12 protein-coding genes are annotated in these 21,288 nt (G+C 33.3%); 3 read left to right on the forward strand and 9 right to left on the reverse strand.

Features of this window, described 5'->3' with window-relative positions; all coding sequences use genetic code 11:
* Positions 1 to 29: 29 nt before the first annotated feature.
* The 3 genes from ACSAZK_RS17460 (at position 30) to dpdA (ending at position 5,094) form a co-directional block, all read left to right on the forward strand.
* The gene (locus ACSAZK_RS17460) at positions 30 to 2,273 is read left to right on the forward strand and encodes a UvrD-helicase domain-containing protein (RefSeq protein WP_440955287.1); all 2,244 of its coding nucleotides are present in this window, start codon (positions 30 to 32) and stop codon (positions 2,271 to 2,273) included.
* A 2-nt stretch (positions 2,274 to 2,275) separates the two neighbouring features.
* Positions 2,276 to 3,214, forward strand: coding sequence for a PD-(D/E)XK nuclease family protein (locus tag ACSAZK_RS17465; protein ID WP_440955288.1), 939 nt, complete (start codon positions 2,276 to 2,278; stop codon positions 3,212 to 3,214).
* A gap of 230 nt (positions 3,215 to 3,444) precedes the next feature.
* Positions 3,445 to 5,094 (forward strand): tRNA-guanine transglycosylase DpdA, encoded by a 1,650-nt coding sequence (dpdA, locus tag ACSAZK_RS17470; protein ID WP_440955289.1) that lies wholly within the window; start codon positions 3,445 to 3,447, stop codon positions 5,092 to 5,094.
* A 78-nt stretch (positions 5,095 to 5,172) separates the two neighbouring features.
* On the opposite strand, the gene ACSAZK_RS17475 is transcribed toward dpdA, so the two are convergent.
* The 9 genes from ACSAZK_RS17475 to ACSAZK_RS17515 all read right to left on the reverse strand — a co-directional run bounded on the left by ACSAZK_RS17475 (position 5,173) and on the right by ACSAZK_RS17515 (position 21,248).
* Positions 5,173 to 6,024 (reverse strand): hypothetical protein, encoded by an 852-nt coding sequence (locus ACSAZK_RS17475; RefSeq protein ID WP_440955290.1) that lies wholly within the window; start codon positions 6,022 to 6,024, stop codon positions 5,173 to 5,175.
* Positions 6,024 to 9,191: an AAA domain-containing protein gene (locus ACSAZK_RS17480; protein WP_440955291.1), complete on the reverse strand. Its 3,168-nt coding sequence runs from the start codon at positions 9,189 to 9,191 to the stop codon at positions 6,024 to 6,026. Before ACSAZK_RS17480 ends, ACSAZK_RS17475 begins: the two co-directional genes overlap by 1 nt.
* The gene (locus ACSAZK_RS17485) at positions 9,181 to 11,235 is read right to left on the reverse strand and encodes a hypothetical protein (RefSeq protein WP_440955292.1); all 2,055 of its coding nucleotides are present in this window, start codon (positions 11,233 to 11,235) and stop codon (positions 9,181 to 9,183) included. The genes ACSAZK_RS17480 and ACSAZK_RS17485 overlap by 11 nt, the downstream gene beginning before the upstream one ends.
* Positions 11,235 to 13,649 (reverse strand): DEAD/DEAH box helicase, encoded by a 2,415-nt coding sequence (locus ACSAZK_RS17490; RefSeq protein WP_440955293.1) that lies wholly within the window; start codon positions 13,647 to 13,649, stop codon positions 11,235 to 11,237. Before ACSAZK_RS17490 ends, ACSAZK_RS17485 begins: the two co-directional genes overlap by 1 nt.
* Positions 13,650 to 13,760: 111 nt before the next feature.
* Positions 13,761 to 17,117, reverse strand: coding sequence for a hypothetical protein (locus ACSAZK_RS17495; protein ID WP_440955294.1), 3,357 nt, complete (start codon positions 17,115 to 17,117; stop codon positions 13,761 to 13,763).
* Complete coding sequence (locus ACSAZK_RS17500; RefSeq protein WP_440955295.1) at positions 17,110 to 17,892, reverse strand: hypothetical protein; 783 nt, start codon at positions 17,890 to 17,892, stop codon at positions 17,110 to 17,112. The genes ACSAZK_RS17495 and ACSAZK_RS17500 overlap by 8 nt, the downstream gene beginning before the upstream one ends.
* 269 nt (positions 17,893 to 18,161) lie before the next feature.
* Positions 18,162 to 19,334: a BREX system ATP-binding domain-containing protein gene (locus ACSAZK_RS17505; protein WP_440955296.1), complete on the reverse strand. Its 1,173-nt coding sequence runs from the start codon at positions 19,332 to 19,334 to the stop codon at positions 18,162 to 18,164.
* Positions 19,335 to 19,368: 34 nt separating this feature from the next.
* A complete protein-coding gene (locus ACSAZK_RS17510; protein WP_440955297.1) occupies positions 19,369 to 20,220 on the reverse strand; it encodes a hypothetical protein in 852 nt (283 codons plus the stop codon).
* Positions 20,217 to 21,248: a tRNA-guanine transglycosylase gene (locus ACSAZK_RS17515; protein ID WP_440955298.1), complete on the reverse strand. Its 1,032-nt coding sequence runs from the start codon at positions 21,246 to 21,248 to the stop codon at positions 20,217 to 20,219. Before ACSAZK_RS17515 ends, ACSAZK_RS17510 begins: the two co-directional genes overlap by 4 nt.
* Between the last annotated feature and the right edge of the window lie 40 nt (positions 21,249 to 21,288).

The following is a 21,288-nucleotide window of genomic DNA, read 5'->3' on the forward strand; positions in this document are numbered from 1 at the left end:
AACTTCATGTAAAAAATGAAGGTAAAGCCATGGATTTACAAAAATTGATGCAAATTATTGAACCAGTTTTAGAGCACCCTTTGAATGATGAACAATTAAAGGTTGTAAAACATGAAGACGACCCTCTATGGATCGTCGCAGGTCCTGGTTCAGGAAAAACTGAAGTTTTAGTGATTAGAACTTTAAAATTAATTTTTGTAAATAAGATTGATCCAAAATCTATAATAATAACAACATTCACAAAAAAAGCTGCTAAAAATCTTTTTGATAGGATTTTAAGGTATACAAGCCATATTTTCAAGGAAAATCCGGGGTTAGAACAACAGATTGACATACACAGCTTGCGGATAGGCACTTTACACGGTTTATGCAATGACATCATGTTAGACTACAAGACTCCAGAGTACGAAAATTACAGGCTACTGGATGAGAATGAGCAATATTTGTTCATATATGAGCACCCAGAATTAGCACGAGATAATTCCGGAAAGTATCTTCCCTTATGGGAAAAATTAGAATTTTTATTCTCAGGTTTCGATCCAATTTCTAAATCCAGAGGTTGGAATGACAAAACCAAATTACCAAATAAATGGAAGAGAACAGATGCCTCAATATCTGTTTTTAACAGAATCGTTGAGGACATGATCGATATAGATAAGGTTAAAAACGCTGGCAATAGTTGGGAACTTTTATATGAAGCATATGAAGATTATTCCGCTAAATTAGAGGTTAACAGACGGTGTGATTTTGCCCACTTACAGAGCAAATTTATTAACTTTTTGGAGAGCAAACTTGGCTCTTTATTCTTGAAAGGAAACGGTTCGAAGAATCATCCTGGTATTCAGTATGTTATGGTTGATGAATATCAAGACACAAACCTGATTCAAGAAAAAATATATTTTAAACTAGCAGAAAACACTCACAACTTATGTGTAGTAGGAGATGACGATCAGGCGTTGTATCGATTTAGGGGGGGGACTGTTGACTGCATGGTCACTTTTAATGAGGCATGTGAAACATATTATGGCTATCAAAAGTCAAAGATCGAACCAACTTTTTTAAATAAAAATTATAGATCTCATCCGTCAATAGTTGGTTACTATGATTCATACATTAATTCTTTTAGTGTAATGAAGCAAAAAGGTGCGAGAGTTAATGACAAACCTCCACTAGATCCAGAGAGTGGAATTTCCGGCAGTTATCATTCTGTAGCTTATATAACCGGAGATAATATAGCGTCAGTAGCCAACAAGTTCTCAAATTTTGTTAAATACCTTCTTGATAATAACGTAATAACTACACCAAGTAAGTGTGCTTTGCTGATGAGAAGTGTAAGAGAAACTCCAAGAAATGCTGGTCCATTTGCTCAAGCACTTAGAGACGTGGGTATTAAACCATACAACCCACGATCAAGGACATTCTTAGATCAAGAAGAAATCATGATCGCTCTAGGTGCATTTATTTCTATAGTTGATCCAGAATTGAACGCTTTGGATGCTGTAAGAGGAAATGGGATTCAACGAGTAGTTAGAGAATGGGTAAGTGAATATCAAAATAGGGAAGATGAATTTTCAGAACTTGCAAATTATGTTAATGAATCAATAAAAAACATAAAATCTAAAGGAAAAAATATTTGGTTGAATGTCAACATTTTGGAAATTTTTTATAGAATTTTAGCACATGAACCATTCTCTAATTGGTCAGATGATGCAGAAAAGACATATAGACTTGGAAAGTTATCCAATATTTTTGAGACTTATTCTTCAATTCCTTATCAAAATTCTCATTCAAACACGAGAGGTAATTTAAGAACAAGTTCATCATCTGCTGGAGAAATAAGTTTTAGATGGAGACAAAATTTTTATTATTCTCTCACAGGACTTTTGGTTTCAAAAGGAATGAATGACCCTGAAGATGAAGCAATTATTTGTCCGCCCGATAGACTACCCATTATGACAGTTCATCAAGCGAAGGGTCTAGAATTTCCTTTTGTTTTTGTTTATGATTTAAACCGCACCCCATCTCCAGATTCCTCCATTTTACTGGAGAATATATTGGCAGATTTTAGAAATAAACCGCCTTTTGTTAAATTCACTGAAAATCAAAGAGCAGAACAAGATCTTATAAGATTTTATTATGTGGCTTATTCTAGACCACAATACGCCTTGATTCATTTAGTAACAAAATCACAAATAAGAGGCGCTGGCTATGGAATAATCGGGAACAATAGGCATATGTTTACAAATATTGCAAATGATGTGTCGAGGGATTAAATATGTCTTGGAGTAATTATCTAACTCTTGGAACTATACCTGATAAAACCGATATAACTATTAAAGAAACATATAGTGTAACTTCTGACATATTATCATTTCAGTTGTGCCCAAAACAATACGGTTTTTTTGTAATTAGAAAATATCAACCAGCTCATGTTGTCCAGATTTGGTTTGGAACGATAATTCATCAAGTGTTAGACAAATTACATTTGCATTATTCAGGATTATTGGATCCTAAAACAGTTGGTAAAATCCCCTCAGACGATGATGTAGAGTTTTACTTCAATGAAGTAGAAGATAGTCTCAGAGCTAGAGGAATAAGTGCAATAAATTCTGACATAAGAGAAGTAGCATTAAAGGTTATTAAAATATTCAACAAAGTGGAAGGTTCTAATCTTTATCCAAATGTAATAGACTCTGAATGCTCTCTTCAAGCAGATCAGGGAGATTATGTTATCCATGGAGTGGTGGATGTACTTAAGGATGTTTCGATAGGAAAAGAAATTCCAAATTATGAATCCGTCGAAATTTGGGACTATAAGGGATCTAAGTTTCCCGATATTCGCACACCTTCGGGGCTAAAAAAACTGGAAAGATATACATTTCAAATGTTAGCATATGCGGAACTTTATAAATTAAAAAATGGAAAATATCCCTTAAAAGGTGTACTTTACTTCATGAACGAGTTAAATACTATTCATGAGCCGACTTCAAGACCTACTCAAGCTATTTATGAGATTGATTTTAGAAACCCTTTGAACATGAAACAAATAAATGAAGCAATAAAATCTTTTTCAGAAACAGCTAAAGAAATTGAGCGTTGTAGGGTGCATGACTCGTGGGAAGCCCCAAAGGATATTCCAGATAAGGAAACATGTGATATCTGCGATCTTAGATGGGGATGCAAAAAAAACAGATATCCAATGAGGTATCCATAAGATAAAGAATATGATTATCAACTCTCTTAATATAATGATTATTTTATGTGCAAAACATGCTTGATTTCTATTTTTTGCTCATTTTATAACTTAAACCTTTTTTTAAATGAAATATTAATTTTTGCAGAAAAACTATTATATTAATGGTCACTAGTGAAGTTAAGGTTTCCATTTTTTAAAATGAAATGTTACCAAATGTTAAGATATCTGTATCTTAAGAGGAGAATAACTTGAAGTTTTTCATACCTGAATGGGATGATTGTGTCGATCGAGATTATGATTTTGAAACTGACACAGTCTCTGGGACACCAGAAGTTCGGCAAAACGATTATATTTGGCATATTTTTGGATGGAACAAGGTACCTATAGACGGAGTTTTAGTTTCCCGAGCTCAACTTGAAAAATCTGAAAAGAAAGTGTCTAGAGCACGAGAAGTTGGATTTTATGAATATCTGGAAATCCCTCCAAATATTGATACAATTTCTGATTGTGGTGCATTTGATTATATACAAGAATCTGTACCCAGGTATGAACCGAAAGGTACCTTAGACTTTTACCATGATCTTAAAGTTACCAATGGTGTGACTATTGATCACATTATAACTAACAAGGAAATGGAAGATAAAGAGTTCAGATATGAGATTACCTTAGAAAATGCAAGCAAAATGTTTGAACTTTGGGAAGAGAAAGATAAGTATTATGAAAACTTCCGCCTAATTGGTGCCATCCAGGGATGGGATATAGATACATACAAGAAAGCTGCCCAGCAACTCATGGATTCCGGCTTTCGATATATTGGGGTAGGGGGAATAGCAAAAACGAATACTAAGTTCATAAAGGAGTTAGTTTATGAACTGGGAAAAACCATCAAAAAATTTGAGCAGACAAATACAGAAAAGGTTGATGTTCATCTTTTTGGCTTTGCAAGAGCAGAGCTATTTAATGATCTTGTAAACGCGGGCATTACAAGTTTTGATTCTGCCAGTATGCTAAGAAAAGCTTGGTTAGCTTCAACTAGTAATTACTTTAAAACTTATGATGAACGCTATTCGGCCATTCGCGTACGTTATTCTGAAAAGTACGAAAAAGACCTAAAGTCATTAGAACAGGATGTTCTAAACTCGATTCGTGGATATGATAGTGATCAAGTAGAGTTATGCGAAATGATAAAAAAATTATCAAAGTATGAGCTCGAAACTGGGGAGTCAAAATACATCGAGGAATATGCTAGAACCTTAGAAGATAAACCATGGGAAAGTTGTGATTGCCCTATTTGTCAAAAGCATAAAGTTGAAGTTTGTATATTTAGGGGAAACAATAGAAATCGCCGTAGGGGATTTCATAATACTCATGTATTTTACAAACATTTCAAAGAAAAAGTACCTAAAATACTTGTCTTTACAACTTGTACAGCCAGCAAAGACAATGCTGAGGGACTTATTCCAGCATACAAAAGATATTCAAAATCCCCCATTTTCAAATCATGGTGGAATTGCGTCCATGATCTTCCTATAGTAGATTTAGGAATTCTTAGTGCAAAGTATGGATTGATACCTTGGTGGAAGAAGATTCCTTTATATGAGCAAAAAATGGAAAAAAATGATGTTGAAAAGTATGTAAACGAGTTAACTCCTGTTCTTACTCAATATGATAAAATTTATTTCCACGGATTAAGTCATTACAGGGAAATAGTAGAAGAAATCAATGAAATTATTGACGTTGATATTGAGATATATCCCAACTTCAAAAATACCAATCGAAATAAATTAGATGTTATAGAGTTGATGAAGCAACCAAAGTATATGAGGAGAGATATATCTGCAAATCTTGGATTAAAAGAATCTGTAGCCGAACAGAGGCAAATACTTGAATATGTATGAACTTATTTCATTGTTTTTGACATCATTGATATTAAATAGTACAGAGACTTACTTCAAAAAATAAAAACTATAATATATTCATTCAATACGAAGAAATGTTTTAAAAAATGTCTCATTCAATTGAAAAAATTGAGACATTTCTTTATGTTTATGGAAACTTTGGCAAAAATGAATATCATCATATAATCTAACTGAATAAAATACAAAATCCCCAATGGTTCCAAATCCCCCTCTTATGAAGGAATTAATTTTATGAAGGTCATGATTAATTTTTTTATCGTTAAAGCGAAGAGGGCTTAAAACCGATTTGTCCTCTTTCAGTTTATTATTTGTATTTGTATATATTTCAATGTCATCTAAAACTGGAAGAGGACCTATCAAGCTATTGATAAACTTTAAATTTTCTTTTTCAAGATACTGATCAACTTTTGAAACCGGGATGTTCCAGCACTCCGAAACAATCTTACGATATTCATGGAGACATTCATCTTTTTCAGAATACATTATTTGATCGTCATATTTTTCAAGAAACGATGTCCAATCCAATAAACTAAACCACAAAAATGGATCGAATACCCGAGTTTCAAATGGTATTGGAATAAGAGTATACCGAAACAAAGAACCTTTGCCCGGATTTTTTTCTTTTTGAATGCGCCGAAAAATATAACCTTCTTCAAAAAGTGATATTTCATTCATTGTCCATAAGATCGCTTCACGTACATTTAAAGGATCAACGCCAAATCTATCCACAAGTTCGGTAATGGTCCACGAAGTTTTTTTTAATTCATCAACTAGGAGGTAATTAAATGGTTTATCGAGAATACGGTAGCTTTCGAATTCTTTTAAGCTCTGGTTTTTGACAAGTATCCCATTTGAAACCAGCCTTCTTTCCCTTATTAAAGCAGAAAAATCCAAGGTCTCATTTTTCATTAACTTACCCCCTGCAGATGAACAGTATTTGGAGATTCAATGATCTCCCTCAATATTCTATTTCGATATAAGGTTCTTTTATCACCAATTAAAAAAAGCTTATCATTTGCGGAAGTCAATAACATATACAGCAGTTTTAAGTCTGATAAGGGCCAACGAATAAGGTTTTCATCATTTGCATTCACGAAACTTACAATCGCAACATCGAAATGCTTTCCAGCTAGTTTATACGGAAGCAATACAGGTACATCTTCAATGCCTTCTTCAAACAGATAAGATCTGATCAATGAGGCTTGGCTTAAGAAAGGTGTAACTATTACTGGAGAATGTCTGGGTCTAATTGTTTTAATTAAATTTATGACTTCATAGGCTTCAGTTTCGTTATAGTACATAAGTTCTGAGAGTTGTTTGATGGAACCCGCAAGGAAAGAAACATTGATTTTCACATTATTCTCTATTTTTTCACGATTCTTACCTTCAACTAATTTCCCAGAAATTTCGAAATAGTCTTCACTTAAAGAAATAATTTCCCCTTTTTCATAAGAATCAATGCTTTTCCCCCTCAATTCTTCAAGCTTTTCAGGTAATTTATATATTTCGCAATTTCCTTTGGACTTCAGATCCAACCGATATGTAAGAGAAGAAGATTTCATCGAAACCGAGTATTCATAATTTATTGATGAAGCTGTTTTTTCAAGGCCATTCACGTCAACAAAGACAATGTCTCCACCATAAGAGCGAACAGGCATATCCATTTTCGCTTTTCGTAACACCTTGACAGTTTGCTCAGGTAATAGATCGAATGGCTGACAGAGTACGGAATAAAATTTAGATTCAAAATAAGAATAACTTTTTATCAATTTTTCAAATGTACTCTTCCCCAAACTTTCCCTAGCCTCATTTGATTTGAACGGATAACTGATACTTTGTGCATCTCCAAACATTAGTATTCTGTCTGCCAAGGATCTGAAATAAAAAAATAAAGGATCAAATGCTCTTTCTGCATGTGTCAATATAAGTAAATCAAAAAACTTCTTTTTGCTATTGTTATGTAAAAGTTCAAAAAAATGATTTTCAAGAATAAAGTTATAGTCAGTAAGGATAATTTCGGAATTTAATATTTTTTCTACAATTATATCGGAACTGTCGTGTGCGCCAATTTCCCATGGCTTAGGATTTTCTGGAAAATCCATTCTATTCAAAACAAGAAACTTATTGAGTTCTTCACATTGTTCAATATATCTTTTAATCTCATCGTCACTATTGAATATGATTAATATCTTTCCAATAGACTTAATTCTGTATATAACATCTTTTAACATCTCAATTAATGGATGATGTGATGGAATTTGGACACCTACTATTTTCCTTAATGGAACTACTCTCTCGACTTCCTCTGGATCATAAGCAGGGATGTTATGACAAGAAATAACCTCATCTTTTGGAAACATAAGTTCAACATTATGTTTTGAACGCTGAATATAATCTACTACACCAAGTAAATAACGAAGAGATTTGATTTCTGAATATTCCTTTATTAGACTATATGTGTCATAACTGAAAAATTGATCCTCAAAATTGCCTTCAACCTTAACCTCAAGATATAGAAATCCTAAACTTTTAAGCGATCCCCTGTATGAAAAAGTATCATCTTCTGTTTTGATAGATACATAATCTCCATTCGATAAATCAAGCTGGGGAAGGGGAACATTCCTCTTAAAAGTAAGTACAGGACCCTTTTTTCCGACAAATTTAAGATTATTTATTCTTTGGCCACAAAGTTCTAGGGATTCAGGAGAGATATTATTAAGAAGATTTTTTATCATATTTTGCATTTCGTTTTCAATTTGAATAGCCCTGCGAGTTTTGTTAAAAAAATCGATGACATTGACATCAAAATAACTTTCATTTAATGGACACAATCCAGTCAGAAATAGATAACAGTTAGTGCTAATCTTTCCAGATTCATCTACAGAATAACATTCCCAATACCTTTCAGTCTGGCAGTAAAACTGACAAATTGGGAAGTAATGCTGAAGTGAGTGATCAGAATGCTCTTTATACTTGCATTCATAACAAGGTTTGTTGTAAGTTGTCGGGAGATACATTCCGCGTCGCTGTAAAAGGATTGAATGCCTTGCATAAAGCAACTCTCCAATATCCTCATCTTCAAGGTTTATGGAATGAAGACGTCGACATATTGAATCGGATTCATCCATCTTTGTGGGCTGGGAATACAACAAATAACCTCTTCTCATGCTCCTGCTAAGATATGTGTTTAAAAGATATATTTTGAGTTGAATTTTGTGGTCTTCACGGGCATTTGCAGAAGATTTAAATTCAAGGGCCAACTCCTCAACCAAAAAATCTACAAACCCGTAAAAACCAAATGTATTATTTAATTGGACCTCAGTTTTTATTTTTTTATCACGGAAAAATTCATAAACTTCAGCATCTGAAATCAACCCTATGGTGTGGCGGAACACATCATTTAATATATAATCAATAGAATTTGATGCCATAGAATGCAAAGCTAAATCTAAACGGTACTCAGAATCAACGGTGTTCATTATAATTTCTTTTAACCTTCTATTTTTTTCATCTTCTAATAGGTTAAAAAGTTCAAAATAAGTGCCTTCTACTAAAATTTTTTCCATGACTCTGTGAGCAATGTTTCCCCGAGTTATGTACTTATTTGGATAAGATAAGATATTATGTTTTACATTTTTAATATAATCAAGGTAATATTTTCTTTCACAGGTTATATAACTAATAACTTCTCTTGAACCAATAACAGTTGAAGGAGAAATAATTATTATTTTTTCTACGTTTATCCAGATAGTATCATCTTTCTTAATAACAAAACCCTCAAAAAAAAGATCTTCTCCAGGTAGGAAAAGAGTTTTCATCTCTTTTTCAGGTTCAAACATTCTCAATAAATATTCAGAAGTTATTGAGTAAGGTAACCATGAAGGAGGTTTCTTCCAGATTGAAATAATTAAACCCACTTCTGTAGTCGAGTTTAATTCAATAGTATATTTTGAAGACCCATTGGATGAAGAATAAAATGGTCTATTCTTTATCCGAGCTGTGCTTTGAACACACTTTTGATTATATAATTCTGGATTTGAGCAAAGTTCTGAAATCTTAATGTACTTACTGAGCATCTGACATCTCCAGGAGTCTTCTTAATAATCGTTTATCAACCTGTAAAAAACCGTAAGGGTTCATCATGTATTGGTTCCCGCTTGATATACATTCTGGACAGGCATTAGTGCAGGAAGGAACAATTTCTTTCACACGGTCAAATACTTCAAAACAGTCTCCTCTTTTCACAGATCTATATTTTTCATAAATAATCATTGCTCGTGGATCATAGAAAATATCTTCTGAACTGTATAGTAACATATCAACTGAAGTAGGAGATCGCTTTATTTTGGACTTTAATTCACAATAACTCCTTGAAAGTTCACTATAAAAAGCAGTTAGTTCTTCAGAACCAACTAATCGATGAAGGTCTTTTTTAACAAATGTAATGAGAGTCTCTTTTTCTTTTTTATTTAGATTTAAAGGTTCAGATTTTTCAATATTCTCAATACATTTTAATATGATAGGATCTTGCTCAGGAGAAGATCCTTTAAAAGTGTTAAAAATAAACGTAACATCATATTCACTTAAAAGATACAGTAAGATAGTTTCTGCAATACAGACTTCACATTGAAGAACCCTTAAAAGTTCTTTTTGGAAATCAAAAATGGATTCGCTTGATTTTTGAACAATTTTCTTAAAAAACTCCTTTGAAATTCCAGAACCACCTTGATAATTGTCGTATGCATAAATGGAAATATTACCGTCTAAAACATATTCATCATACCAAAAAATCAGATTATCTTCATTTATGCCAAAATACTTCTGAGTCCACACATTAAGAGCACTGACTATTGTCTCACAAAAAACAGATTCACAGAAGTCTTTGAATTTAATTTCATCAAATGTATTTTTTATAATGGAAAGGACACCATCAAAATTATTTTGAAATACATCCTTTATAAAAGTCTTTTTTTCATCATATCCCGCAAGTACCAGACGAGTTTCCTCGGATTCCGGAATCAGTTTCAAGATTATGTTCAAAACTTCGTTCTTATTTTCTGCAGTAAAAATCTCACTGAGATCAGCACTTGGGTTTTCTTGTTTAATCCAATAATCAATTCCAAGAATGAAGTTGTATAAAGCGTCAATGTCATATGTTGATTTTAACAGGTTGCCTTTGTACAAAACCTCATCATAAATATTAACGTACAAAAAAGCAAATTTCAAATCGTTCTCTAGGATTTTATCTGATTCTAAAACTGTTTTTAGTTTCTCAAGGTAATCCCCTATGCTTAGCTTAAACTCAACAGCTTCTGATATGTGTTCAGTCCCAATTAATGCATAAGCATTGTCATTATCATGAAAAAACCTTATAAGCCGAGTCAATGTGTCCTTTTTCCCAAAAAGGTCCAGACAGTTTCCACAATAACATTTTGCGAGATGAAATGAAGCACTGTATCCTATTTGCTTTAATAGGGTAGAATTCTCAACTCGAACCTGTTGCTCGGAACTAAATTCATTCAACAAAAAACAATTTTGGATGGGAAATGATGTAGGATCTCTGGACAGTTCGTATAATTTAAACCCTTCATTCTTTTCTTTTTCAATAAAATACCTTTCTTCATCCCAATAATATTTATACCCAAAAACTTTTTCCACATAGACGGTACTTGGAAAGTAAACTATACTATTTTCAACAGGTAAGTTAAGATGAGAAAGCTTTGATTTATTGCTGATTAGTTCAGATAATGGGATTTTTTTGAAAAAATTGAACGTACTTGAAACATCGGCCATCCTGGATTTGACAGTGCTCAATTTCCAAATTGCCTTATAATGGTCGAAATTCCAGCGTTTTTTATAACCTCCAGGAAGAAAATTTACGAGAGTGAAATCCGCTGTTTCACTACCCAAGTTATTGTTCCTGCCTTTATCAATACTTTCAATTTCAATATTACCTCCAATAGATATTGGAATAAAAGATTGAGGGACGAGATATGGACTTTTTGCACAAGGATCTATATGAAACAGATCAGGAGGATGAAAATAAGGGTATTTGTTTTTGAGTGATTTCCAATGCTCAAAAGCTGAGGATGCTCGGGCATAATTTTTGTCATTATCCATTATTTCCTCTCCAATTCAAATTTAATTCTTAGTAAATCCTCAGTGATGGAATCAATCGGTGTTCCAGATATATACTGAATCTTTTGAAAGTATTTTGAATTCGCATGTCCAGGTATCAAAGATTCACTGCAAGACCTAAAGTATTCCAGTATAGTATCCAGAATATTCTCAACTACAGTAATTGGAACTTCAAAAACTCGAGAGATGTCTACAGTAATTTCATCATGGTGTTTACTTACAAATTTTAATGCCGTTTCTGTATTTGTTTGATAATATGCTTCATCTCTAACGTCTGAGGGAGCATAACTGCTAATGTAGTCATAGAGATACGAAGTGATATGCATTGTTTTGATGTACTGATTTTCACTATCTAATGGAATTTCAAGTTTTTCAGAACTGGGCTCTGAAAGAATTGAGCTATGGTGAAAATAAAAATTATCTAGTGGCCTTGAGCCAAGTACCACTACAGACACAGGCATATCGCTTGGTGATCTTCCTCCTCTACCGATACGTTGCACGAAACCGGGGATATTTGTAGGGGCCATATATTGAAATGTACCTATTATTGAGGGATGATCAAAGCCCACCTCCAGTGCGGAGGTAGTAATCATCAATTTCCAATCATCATTAGTGGTCATTTCTTCCTTACAATTTTGCGTTATTCCACTTTTATGAATATGGATGTCCATCGGATGAGTATCCTGTGAGTTCATCACCCACCAGCATTCCCCATCGAGATAAGTATCACAATGATTCAAATATGGATTTGGAGGCATATTTTTGCATTTAAGATGAGGACACATTTTATTATACTCGGTTCCTAGGATCTCATCTGGAGTCCTTAACTGAAAGAGGAGTTTTTTTCTCTCAGCATCACATAGCTTAGTTCCAAGCCTTTTTATTGTGTCAATCGAATCAATAAAGCCAATAATACGATTTTTTTGATCACTTTTTAACATATTATGATAAAAACAGAAAGCCGTCTGAATCATGGAGGATAAATTTGTGGTAAGAGTATAGTTTTGTTCTTTTTCATCTCCATCATCATTTAGGAGGTTTTTGGATTCGAAAATAACTTTCCTTGGGTTTGATGCTTTTATAAATACGATGTGTTCCCTACCGACTTCTTCAAGATCAACTGAATCTGGAGAAATGACGACTGCATCAGAAACTGAGAATAATTTCTTGCAAAATTCGGCAGGTCTTCCGATTGTTGCACTGGATGCTATAAAAATTGGTCCAGTTTTACTTTTTGAAATTATCTTTTCACGAAGTCTCCTCACAACGTTTGAAACATGCATACCAGATTGATTAGTATAAATATGAGCCTCATCAAATACAATAAATTTTGGAAGGATATCCTTTTCCCAGATATTTTTCCTTCCTTCTCGATCCATTAATCTACGATGAAGAGAATCTGGAGTTGAAATAATAATATCCGCAGCACGAGATTTATCTACAATATATGAAATAACGTGATCTTCGTTATCCTGGCAGATAAAATGTCTCCTGTTATCATCCCATAAAATCCTTCCATCGCAGTTTGGGAAAGGACATGAAAAAGAGGTGTTATACACTTTACTGTGGTGTATTCCTATCGTAATAGGCTTATTATTTATCTTATTGATAGAGAAAGTATATTCAATAAGACGTTGCATCTGATCGTTACATAGATCAATCCTCGGATATAGGAGAAGTGCTTTAGTTCCTTTTTTTCTTAGAGTTAAAATTGTATAAAGAAGAATAGGAAAAAGAAATGCTTCTGTTTTTCCTGAGCCTGTACTAGACTGTATGATAAAAGCCAGATCCTTTGAAGAAAAGTCTTTCGAAATTGATTTGCTAAACAATTGCTCAAAGCTCTCCAATTGAAACTTTGAAAGCATAATTTTCTCAGAACTTAGATTTTCCTTAACCATTAATTTGAAAAGTTGTAGTGCTGGTTCCATATTGTCCGGCAACAACTCTCTTGCACAATCACTAAGTGGGACTGTTTTTTGTGCTCTATATATCCGTTGCAAAACTCTCTGTAGTGGTTGATCGCGTCTAGGCTTATAACGACTTTTTACCTTGAGTTTCACCATCTGAGTTAGGTTTGGACTTTTTGAATAATCTGTTTTGAATCTCTGTTTTAAATAGGCGAAATATCGAACTAGTTCAGCAATCCTACTTCTTACCCTTTGTCTGTCATAAACATACAAAATGCTTTTTTCATCAATAAGTTCTTCCAAGATTTTGATAATTACAAAAACATGGAATTCTTCTTTTTCAATGGAAACTCCTATTTGTTCAAAGGCAGGATTTAGACAGTTTTGATGGTAGGATTTTACATAATTTATAATGTCAGAAATTCCAACAAAACAGTCATATTCGCCGTTATTAATATCAATTTCATTTCTTTCTTCTATGTATTTCAAAATATTGAATTTTAGGGTTTCCCTGCTATCAGAGGTAGCCCTAGTAATGTTAGTATCCAACCAAGCTTCTTGGAGAGCTTGCAATTGAAAAATATCCACTAGTAACACCTATCAGTCGTGTTTGAACTCTATGGAAATATCTCTTACTTCACCATTTTGATAGAGTTTTCTTAGGAGGGTAAAAGCCTTCTCAAGTGAATAAATATGAAGAATATCTTTAAATGAATTTACAGAAGCAAGTTTTTCCTTGAAGATTTCTTCTTCGGATTTTTCGGATACTTGCATTTTCTTTTGCTTATTGCTGAAATTTTTGATTTTGTTCTCAACCTCAGCAAAATCCCAATTTCCAAGAGCTTTCTTCCCTTCTTCTGTTATCTGAACAAGGTCTGGATTTTGACGTGCTTCAGTATTTAGGTCCTCAAGGCGGGTTTTCAGATTCAGATATTCATTTTTACGTCTGAGCAGAGAATCCTTATGGTTTTTGGTTTCTTTGTATACTTTTTGGCTAATTTTCTTGGCTTCAGTATAGTTGCTAAGATTGAAGAGTCTTTTATATTCAGTATTCAATTCTTCCCTTAAAGCATCACAATCGGAACGAATTTCTTTAGAATTATAACCAAGGTCATCTAGTTCGGAAAGAAGTTTATATGTTTCATTAAAGAGTTCTTCTGATTTATTTGCATAAGAGATACAAGGTTCTTTACTTTCGCCCCTTTCTCTGATGTCTTCCACATATTTTTTAGAATCTCTGCCAAGTTCCTTTACAAGAAGTTCCAATTGAGCAAAGTCTTCCAGTTTGAAACATTCCTTAGCTTGATCAAGTTGTTTATTGAGTTCAAAAGCCCATTTTTCCTTTTCTTCCTTGGACAGGACGTTTTCCTCTAATGCAGACTCTAGTTTTTCAAGAGTCAATCTAACAGAAGTTTCAATATTATTTAAACTGGATTTAAAAGCACTTTTAGTTTCCTTTATTTTATCTTGAATCTGTGTTATCTCATGTGAAATATCTTCGTATAATTTCTTGCAATCACTAACATGATGTCGCTTTGGATCCATTTCATCTTCAAAAGCTTCCAGCCGTGCCTCGAAAGACTTAACTTTAGTCTGAAAGCCACTTATTGGAATATTTGCATTGTTTGAATCATCTATTGCTCTTTGTAACTCAGGAATCTTATCCCTACACTTTCCTATCAAAGCAAAAAGTTCTTCCCCATGATCCAGGAGTCTATAACTTTTAACTGGTGCTCCATCATTAGAAACAGCGATCATATCAAGCAGGATCAAGTTCTGAATATACCAGTCAATAAGTCTATTTTCATCACCTGGAGAACATTGTAATATGTAATTCTTACCCAGATACTTTTTTATTTCATCAAAACTTGCAGAATCCTGAGTAGCAATAAAAGAGTATATGACTTTCCATGGAGTTCCGTCTTCAAGTTCGGAAATCTGCCAACGATGACCTAACTTTTTGACAAAACCTTGCCTACTGAAGACTTCCATTTTTTCTTCATTCAGATAAGGACTCTCACAAATATTTTTTAAATCCTTGATTATATATGATTTTGTCTGGTCTTCTGCAAGTTTATTTATAATGCGCCTGTCTTTTTCTTCTGGATAAAATATTATTTTTGAGCCAACTAATTCTTTAATCCCCTCGGAGATATTCAGTGTTTGGATTATTTTTTCAGAAGAAATATCTTTATTAACATTAATCTCCGGATTACCAATTAGCTTCAACTCTCCAAAAAGTTTTTCATCTTTCTCTTTCAATTCTCTATCAAAAAAAATCGTTTCGATATTTTTGAGGTAGTGTTCTTCCCCCCGTTCCTTTAATGTTCTCCTGAAATTTTGATAATAACTATCTATTTCATGGTTAGGACCATCATAAAGTACTAACCCGAAGTTTGCTCGATTACTCTTTAATAGATTTACTGTTGATTCATAAAGTGAAATTGGATATTCTCTGCCTTTATATGCCGAAATTGCAAATCTTATAGATGGATAAGTTTTTTCAGGGCTAACATTAGCACATAATATCAACATCCCATCAGTTTCTTCTTTTTCTCTTAGTTCGGCCTTTAAACCCTCCCGAATAACTTGCCAGAAGCCTCTTGCAAGATAACTTTGATATCTTTCAGGATTTGTTTCAAGATCAATAAGTTCCTGAGTGAGTAATTGAACTGTTTCAGAATCGTACCTTTTACCTTTAAAAATTTTTTCTCTCAATTCCCCACTCAGGTAATAAAATGTTTCTCCGTACTCGGTGACATTTCTTTCAAGTATCCTTGTATCCTTAATAGGACTTGTAAGTTTTTCAGGGATGTCATTTTTGCTGAAATCACTTTCTTTTAGTTGTTTGCCTTCTCCAACAAGACAACCTAACAATCTGGAAAAATCCTTCGCAGCAGTTTCATCCAATTCTTCTTCAATAGAATCTTTTACTGAAGTTAGTATGTCCCAATCAAGAACTACCGTTTTACTAAAAAACGACTCATGGGTAGCAAGAACTCTTACAATTATATTCCCATCTATCTCTGAACTTCCATCTTTAAGGGTTTCATTCACAGCTTTGTTGAAAATAGATAGGATTTCCCTTGGATGTCCTCCCACAAGTTTGTTAACAATTGAGATGACATCTTCAACAATTGGATAATATGAGTCAGTTTTCAAAACCCGAGAATTATTTAGCCTGTCCAAAATCATTGCTTTTGCATCATTTTCACGAAGGTTACCAAGTCTTACGGGTTCTTCGCTCGAAAAACGCTGCCAAAAAGCTTCTCCTAGCCTCAATTCATCTGATTTTGAAGGATCAAGATTAGTGATGCGACTTAAAGCTTCTCTGGAAAATCCCATTACAATATGCAAAGGTGACCCTGAAAGTTCATTAACAAGATGGAGTAATGACTGAATAAAATAACTTATTTGTTCGTCGTCTTTGGATTGAGCAATGTCTTCAGCCTCGTCTACAAGAAGGAAAATTCCCTTTATTCCTTGCAATTTGGCTTCAGCTATAATAGAATTTATATTGGAAATAATATTCTTCCTTAATTTCTCTGGAGTATAGCCAGCCTCAACACTTTGAGGAGGTTCAACATCAGGTAATTTATTAATGTGTTCGCGAAGGCAGGCAACATTTTGATTAAGCTTTTCAACAATATTTTCGTATAAGTTTCTGAAACTTATACCCAGACTCCCAAGATATATGGCAACAAGATTTTCTCCATAATCCCCTGAATTAATAGAATTCTGAAGTTTCAATAGATGATGAGTCTTTCCTGTTCCATATTCCCCCATTATAAAAATTCTTTTTTGAAGATTAGATCTTCCTGAATTCTGCACAAATTTTTCTAATCTCTCTATCTGGTCTTCCCGGCCAAAAATTGTAAGACTCTCTGCAGTTTTTTCATCAGCAATTATCATTTGGAAAGGATTATCTAAAAGTCCCAGTGTATCATATTCACTCATAGAGTTTTACCTTCCTTGCGAATTCAAGATTAATTTGAAATTTTCCATACGTTCCAAAAATAAAGAGATCAGGAATTAATAGGCTAAGTGAGGAAAAGTGATTATCAAAATCTTGGTAAGTCATTCCATATTTTAGATCCAACAAATCTTTTAACTCATTCATACTTACCGTATTATCAGATTCGCGGTGTGCAACATATTCCTCAATTAAAAGTTGGGCAAAAATGGGAGTTTTTAAGGAATTTACTTTATATTTTCCATCAATAGAATCCACTAAATTCAATAGTTTAGCTTGTTTCAACTCAGCATCTATTGTAAATAGATTAAATGTATGCTCGAAGAAACATTTTTTGAGATGATGATTTCCAATTTCAGATTTTGAAGCGTCGTTTTTCTTATAAATAAAAGAAATTAGACTTCTCATTTCCGGGTACATGAATAGGCAATTCATTTGCAACTTCTTGAATGCCCCTTCCTTGTCGTTAGCTAAAAGATCAGCAAAAATCTGTTTTCCTGAAAACAGGAATCCAAATTCATCTGGAATTGAATGAGAAAGGGAAAGTTTATGTTGCTTTTCCTCTACAAGGAAAAGGACATCCTTTATGTTAAACAAAACATCGTTAGTCGCCCCAGCTCTACTTTTAAACGTTTCATCTTTATCAGGATTTGTAAATGTTTTTAAATATTCATATAATTCCTTTGTAGTGGTCTCTTTTTTGCCTATATATTCAAGCGCTATGAGCATTTTGTTGGGGTCTGAAAACTCTCTTCTCATCCATTCACCATATAAAATATTGCTTATGTTTTATCAGGGACCCAGATATATTTTTCTGTTAGTCACAATATATTTTAAAGTTGATAAACGTTCTCACTTCCAAAAAAATCCATACATCATATATTAGAACTTAAGGATCTATGTAATATACTAAACTGAAAAGCCCAATGTTTTTGAAAAATTTTATCTGAAAAATTTTATCTTTGTGTAACGATAATAAATAATAATATGGAATCCGAATCAAAAAAGAAATTTGCAAAGAATAATAATTAAATAGAATTTACGACTTCAAGATCCACAAATTCTTTGTTAAATTCTAACGCTAAATCCAATGTCTGTCCGCATAACAAAAGTATTCTTCTTGTGTTCCCATGCCCCAATCTGAAAATTTCATTTATGGAGTCTTCTGTAAAAGGAGTTAGAGATTCATTCACATTCGCTCTTTTTGTATTAAGATAGGAAGATACCAATTTTTTTGCTGTTTCAGGAGTAAGCGGCTTTAAATTTGCTTCTCTTGCAATTCTTTCTGAAAAAGCATGGTATTCAGAAATTAAGGACTGCCATATTTCTGGAGTGCAAGCTATTATAGTTGACAATCCTTCTGGATTCAAATCAATCAGATGTCTTAGTTCATTCAACACTTTTTGTTTTTTTACAATTTGCAATGTGTCTACGTACTCAAACTCATCTAATAAAAGAATCAAAGTAGAATAATTCAGATTAATTAATGTTTTTTTAAGCGCTATAAATGCTCTAATCGCATTTTTTTCATCTAAAGCTTTATTTAAGCCAATTTCACGCCTTTTTATATAATCAACGCCTTCTCCACAAATCCATTCCCAGGAATCAACCGAATTTTCTTCATATGCGAGATTTAGAAATGCTTTACTGAAATCCATAAAGTTAACGATATTGTCCAATTTAAGGATAGCAGTCGGTACAATATCAGAAAGAAGAATAGTTCCATCGCAAATCATTTCCCAAGATTTTTCAGGAACGACCTTCTCATCAATTAACCCCTCTTTTGACATTTGACAAGCAACTAACCCTAAAAATTCTTCTGCTCTCTTTTTTATGAAATCATATCCCAAATCGTAAATAAGTTCTCGATAAATATCTAAAAAATCACCCCCTGATTTGGAAATATGGACAGCACATGCCTTTGAGCCATCAATATTAATAAATTTTTTATTTATGTTGTATTTAATATACCTCAATGTATGACTTTTTCCGTTTCCATAAGTTCCAGTTATGATTAAATGGTTTGATTTCTTATTCATTACACTTGTAGATAGAACAATATTTATTGAGTTTATTACTTCTTCTTGTCCGACATAAATCTCAGGGTCCTCATCTGGAACTCCCGAATAAGGGAAGGGATTCCCACAAAGACCAAACTTAGTATAATCTCTTGATTTCAAATTCAGCATTGATACGCTCATAATCCAACCCCACAAACAAAGAAAAAATTTCCATTTATAATCTTTTCTGCAGACTGCCCCCGTGACATGCAACATAGTAATACGTTTTTTGATTAATCAATATTCCATCAAGATATTTATCCGATGAAAATTTTATATTTATTTTTTCGGCTATTTCGGAAATACACTTATTTTTAATCTTTTTATTTGTTTTTTTAGCACTTGTCGTAAAAGGTGCCCCACTTAATTCCATTACGCCAATGTTGGAAAGATACATTTTTTCAAATAATGCATCAAAAAGACTTCTTTTTATGTTTAAACGTTGACAGACTATTTCTCTGATCTTTGGAATTTCAACGTATCGCTTAAACATTGAAATCCCAATTCGGACATTAAGTTCATTGTAAACATCCATAAAAGCACGAAGCATATCTCCATCGCAGGAAGAAGGGACAGGATAATATTGTCCTGTAAATACATTTCTCTGAATAGACTCTATTCTCTCCCCCCAATCGCATAATACATCCACTGAAACTTTATTGAAATGGATATCTGAGTCTAATAAATATTCAAGAATTTCATCTGATGTTGCCGGTTCGATCGTTTCCAATGCACTATAAAATACCTTATAAAAAGAATATGACTTCAACAATTCGTGAATGTCGTCCCATTTATCCTGCTTAATGCTATTGAGTAGCCTTTCACAATTATCCGTGGGTTCATACACATCATTATTGATGAGCAGTAACTTGATTTGAACCATTTCTTTTAGAATCTCATCAGCTCTTTTCGTACTGATATTTAGCAAAGAACTCAATGACGATTTATCCATTTTTTGTTCAATTTGTACTATGTGAGCCGTTTCAACAACTCTGCTTAGAGTTACAGGTCTCATTGATTTTCTCAAGCAAACCCCCTCATTCTTGTTTTGGCATATTTGTATGCGTTTTTGATTAAAGGATTGTACTCAAATCGCTTTTCAAGATAAGGTTCTAGATTTCCTTCCATAATACCTAATTTCAGCCTTCTTAACTCATAAGTAATGGTCCAGAGATTATGAAGCGCAATTAATTTTCTCTGAGACCTAACGTCATCGAAAGAATTTTTACTACAAACAGGGCACACACAAGGGAGCATACTCACTCCTTGCATTTCCTTAAATTTGATAGACCCCTTTTCAGGCATATAATAAATGCGATTTGAGCCTGCAGTTAAAAAAGAAGATGAATCGAAACTATCAACCCCCAGGTAAGTGAGTAGAGGTATTATCGAAGGTCCTCCTAACCCAAAAACATGCAGTTGTTTTTCTCCAACATGCTTGCGAACAGCTAAAACCGTATCTACTAATTGTCGAAAATTACTTCTTTTTGCAACCAATCCCCCTACTGCAAATCCGTCGAAATCTCCCCTTTTATTGAGATAATCAATGGTATTTAATAGAACTTTTATATTGTTTCCGTGGATAGCAGCATAAAGTTTCATATCTTCACGCTCTTTATTCTTCAGGCAATTAAGTGCATTTTCCACAGATTTCTTTATATATTCTGCATGCTGATTTTGAGTTATACTGTCCTCAGGTAAAATTGGAATATCAAGTGTTGATGCTATATTTGTTCCAATATCTTCTTGCACTCTCAAAATTTCAATAGGATTTATTTCAAAGTTATATACTCGACTCTGTAACCCCCCACTGTCAACAAAGAATAGTCCGTCCATTTTAAAATAATTATGTAATCCTTTTTTTAGCAATCTTTGATATATTGAGTCATTTTTAATGAAGTGAGCATTTAACATCATAGTTTTCATTTCAGGAATTTCCTTCCAATACTCAGGAGAATTTCCATCATTCCTAGAACCTGCATTATGCACAGGAAACAATATTGGTGTTTCAAAAACACCATTAGATGTTTCTAACGTTCCCACTCTCGCAAGCATTTTCGTTTTAAACCCCCTATTTAATAGTCTATTAAATAGC

This window comes from Methanosarcina sediminis, from assembly GCF_052056915.1.
Classification (GTDB): domain Archaea; phylum Halobacteriota; class Methanosarcinia; order Methanosarcinales; family Methanosarcinaceae; genus MTP4.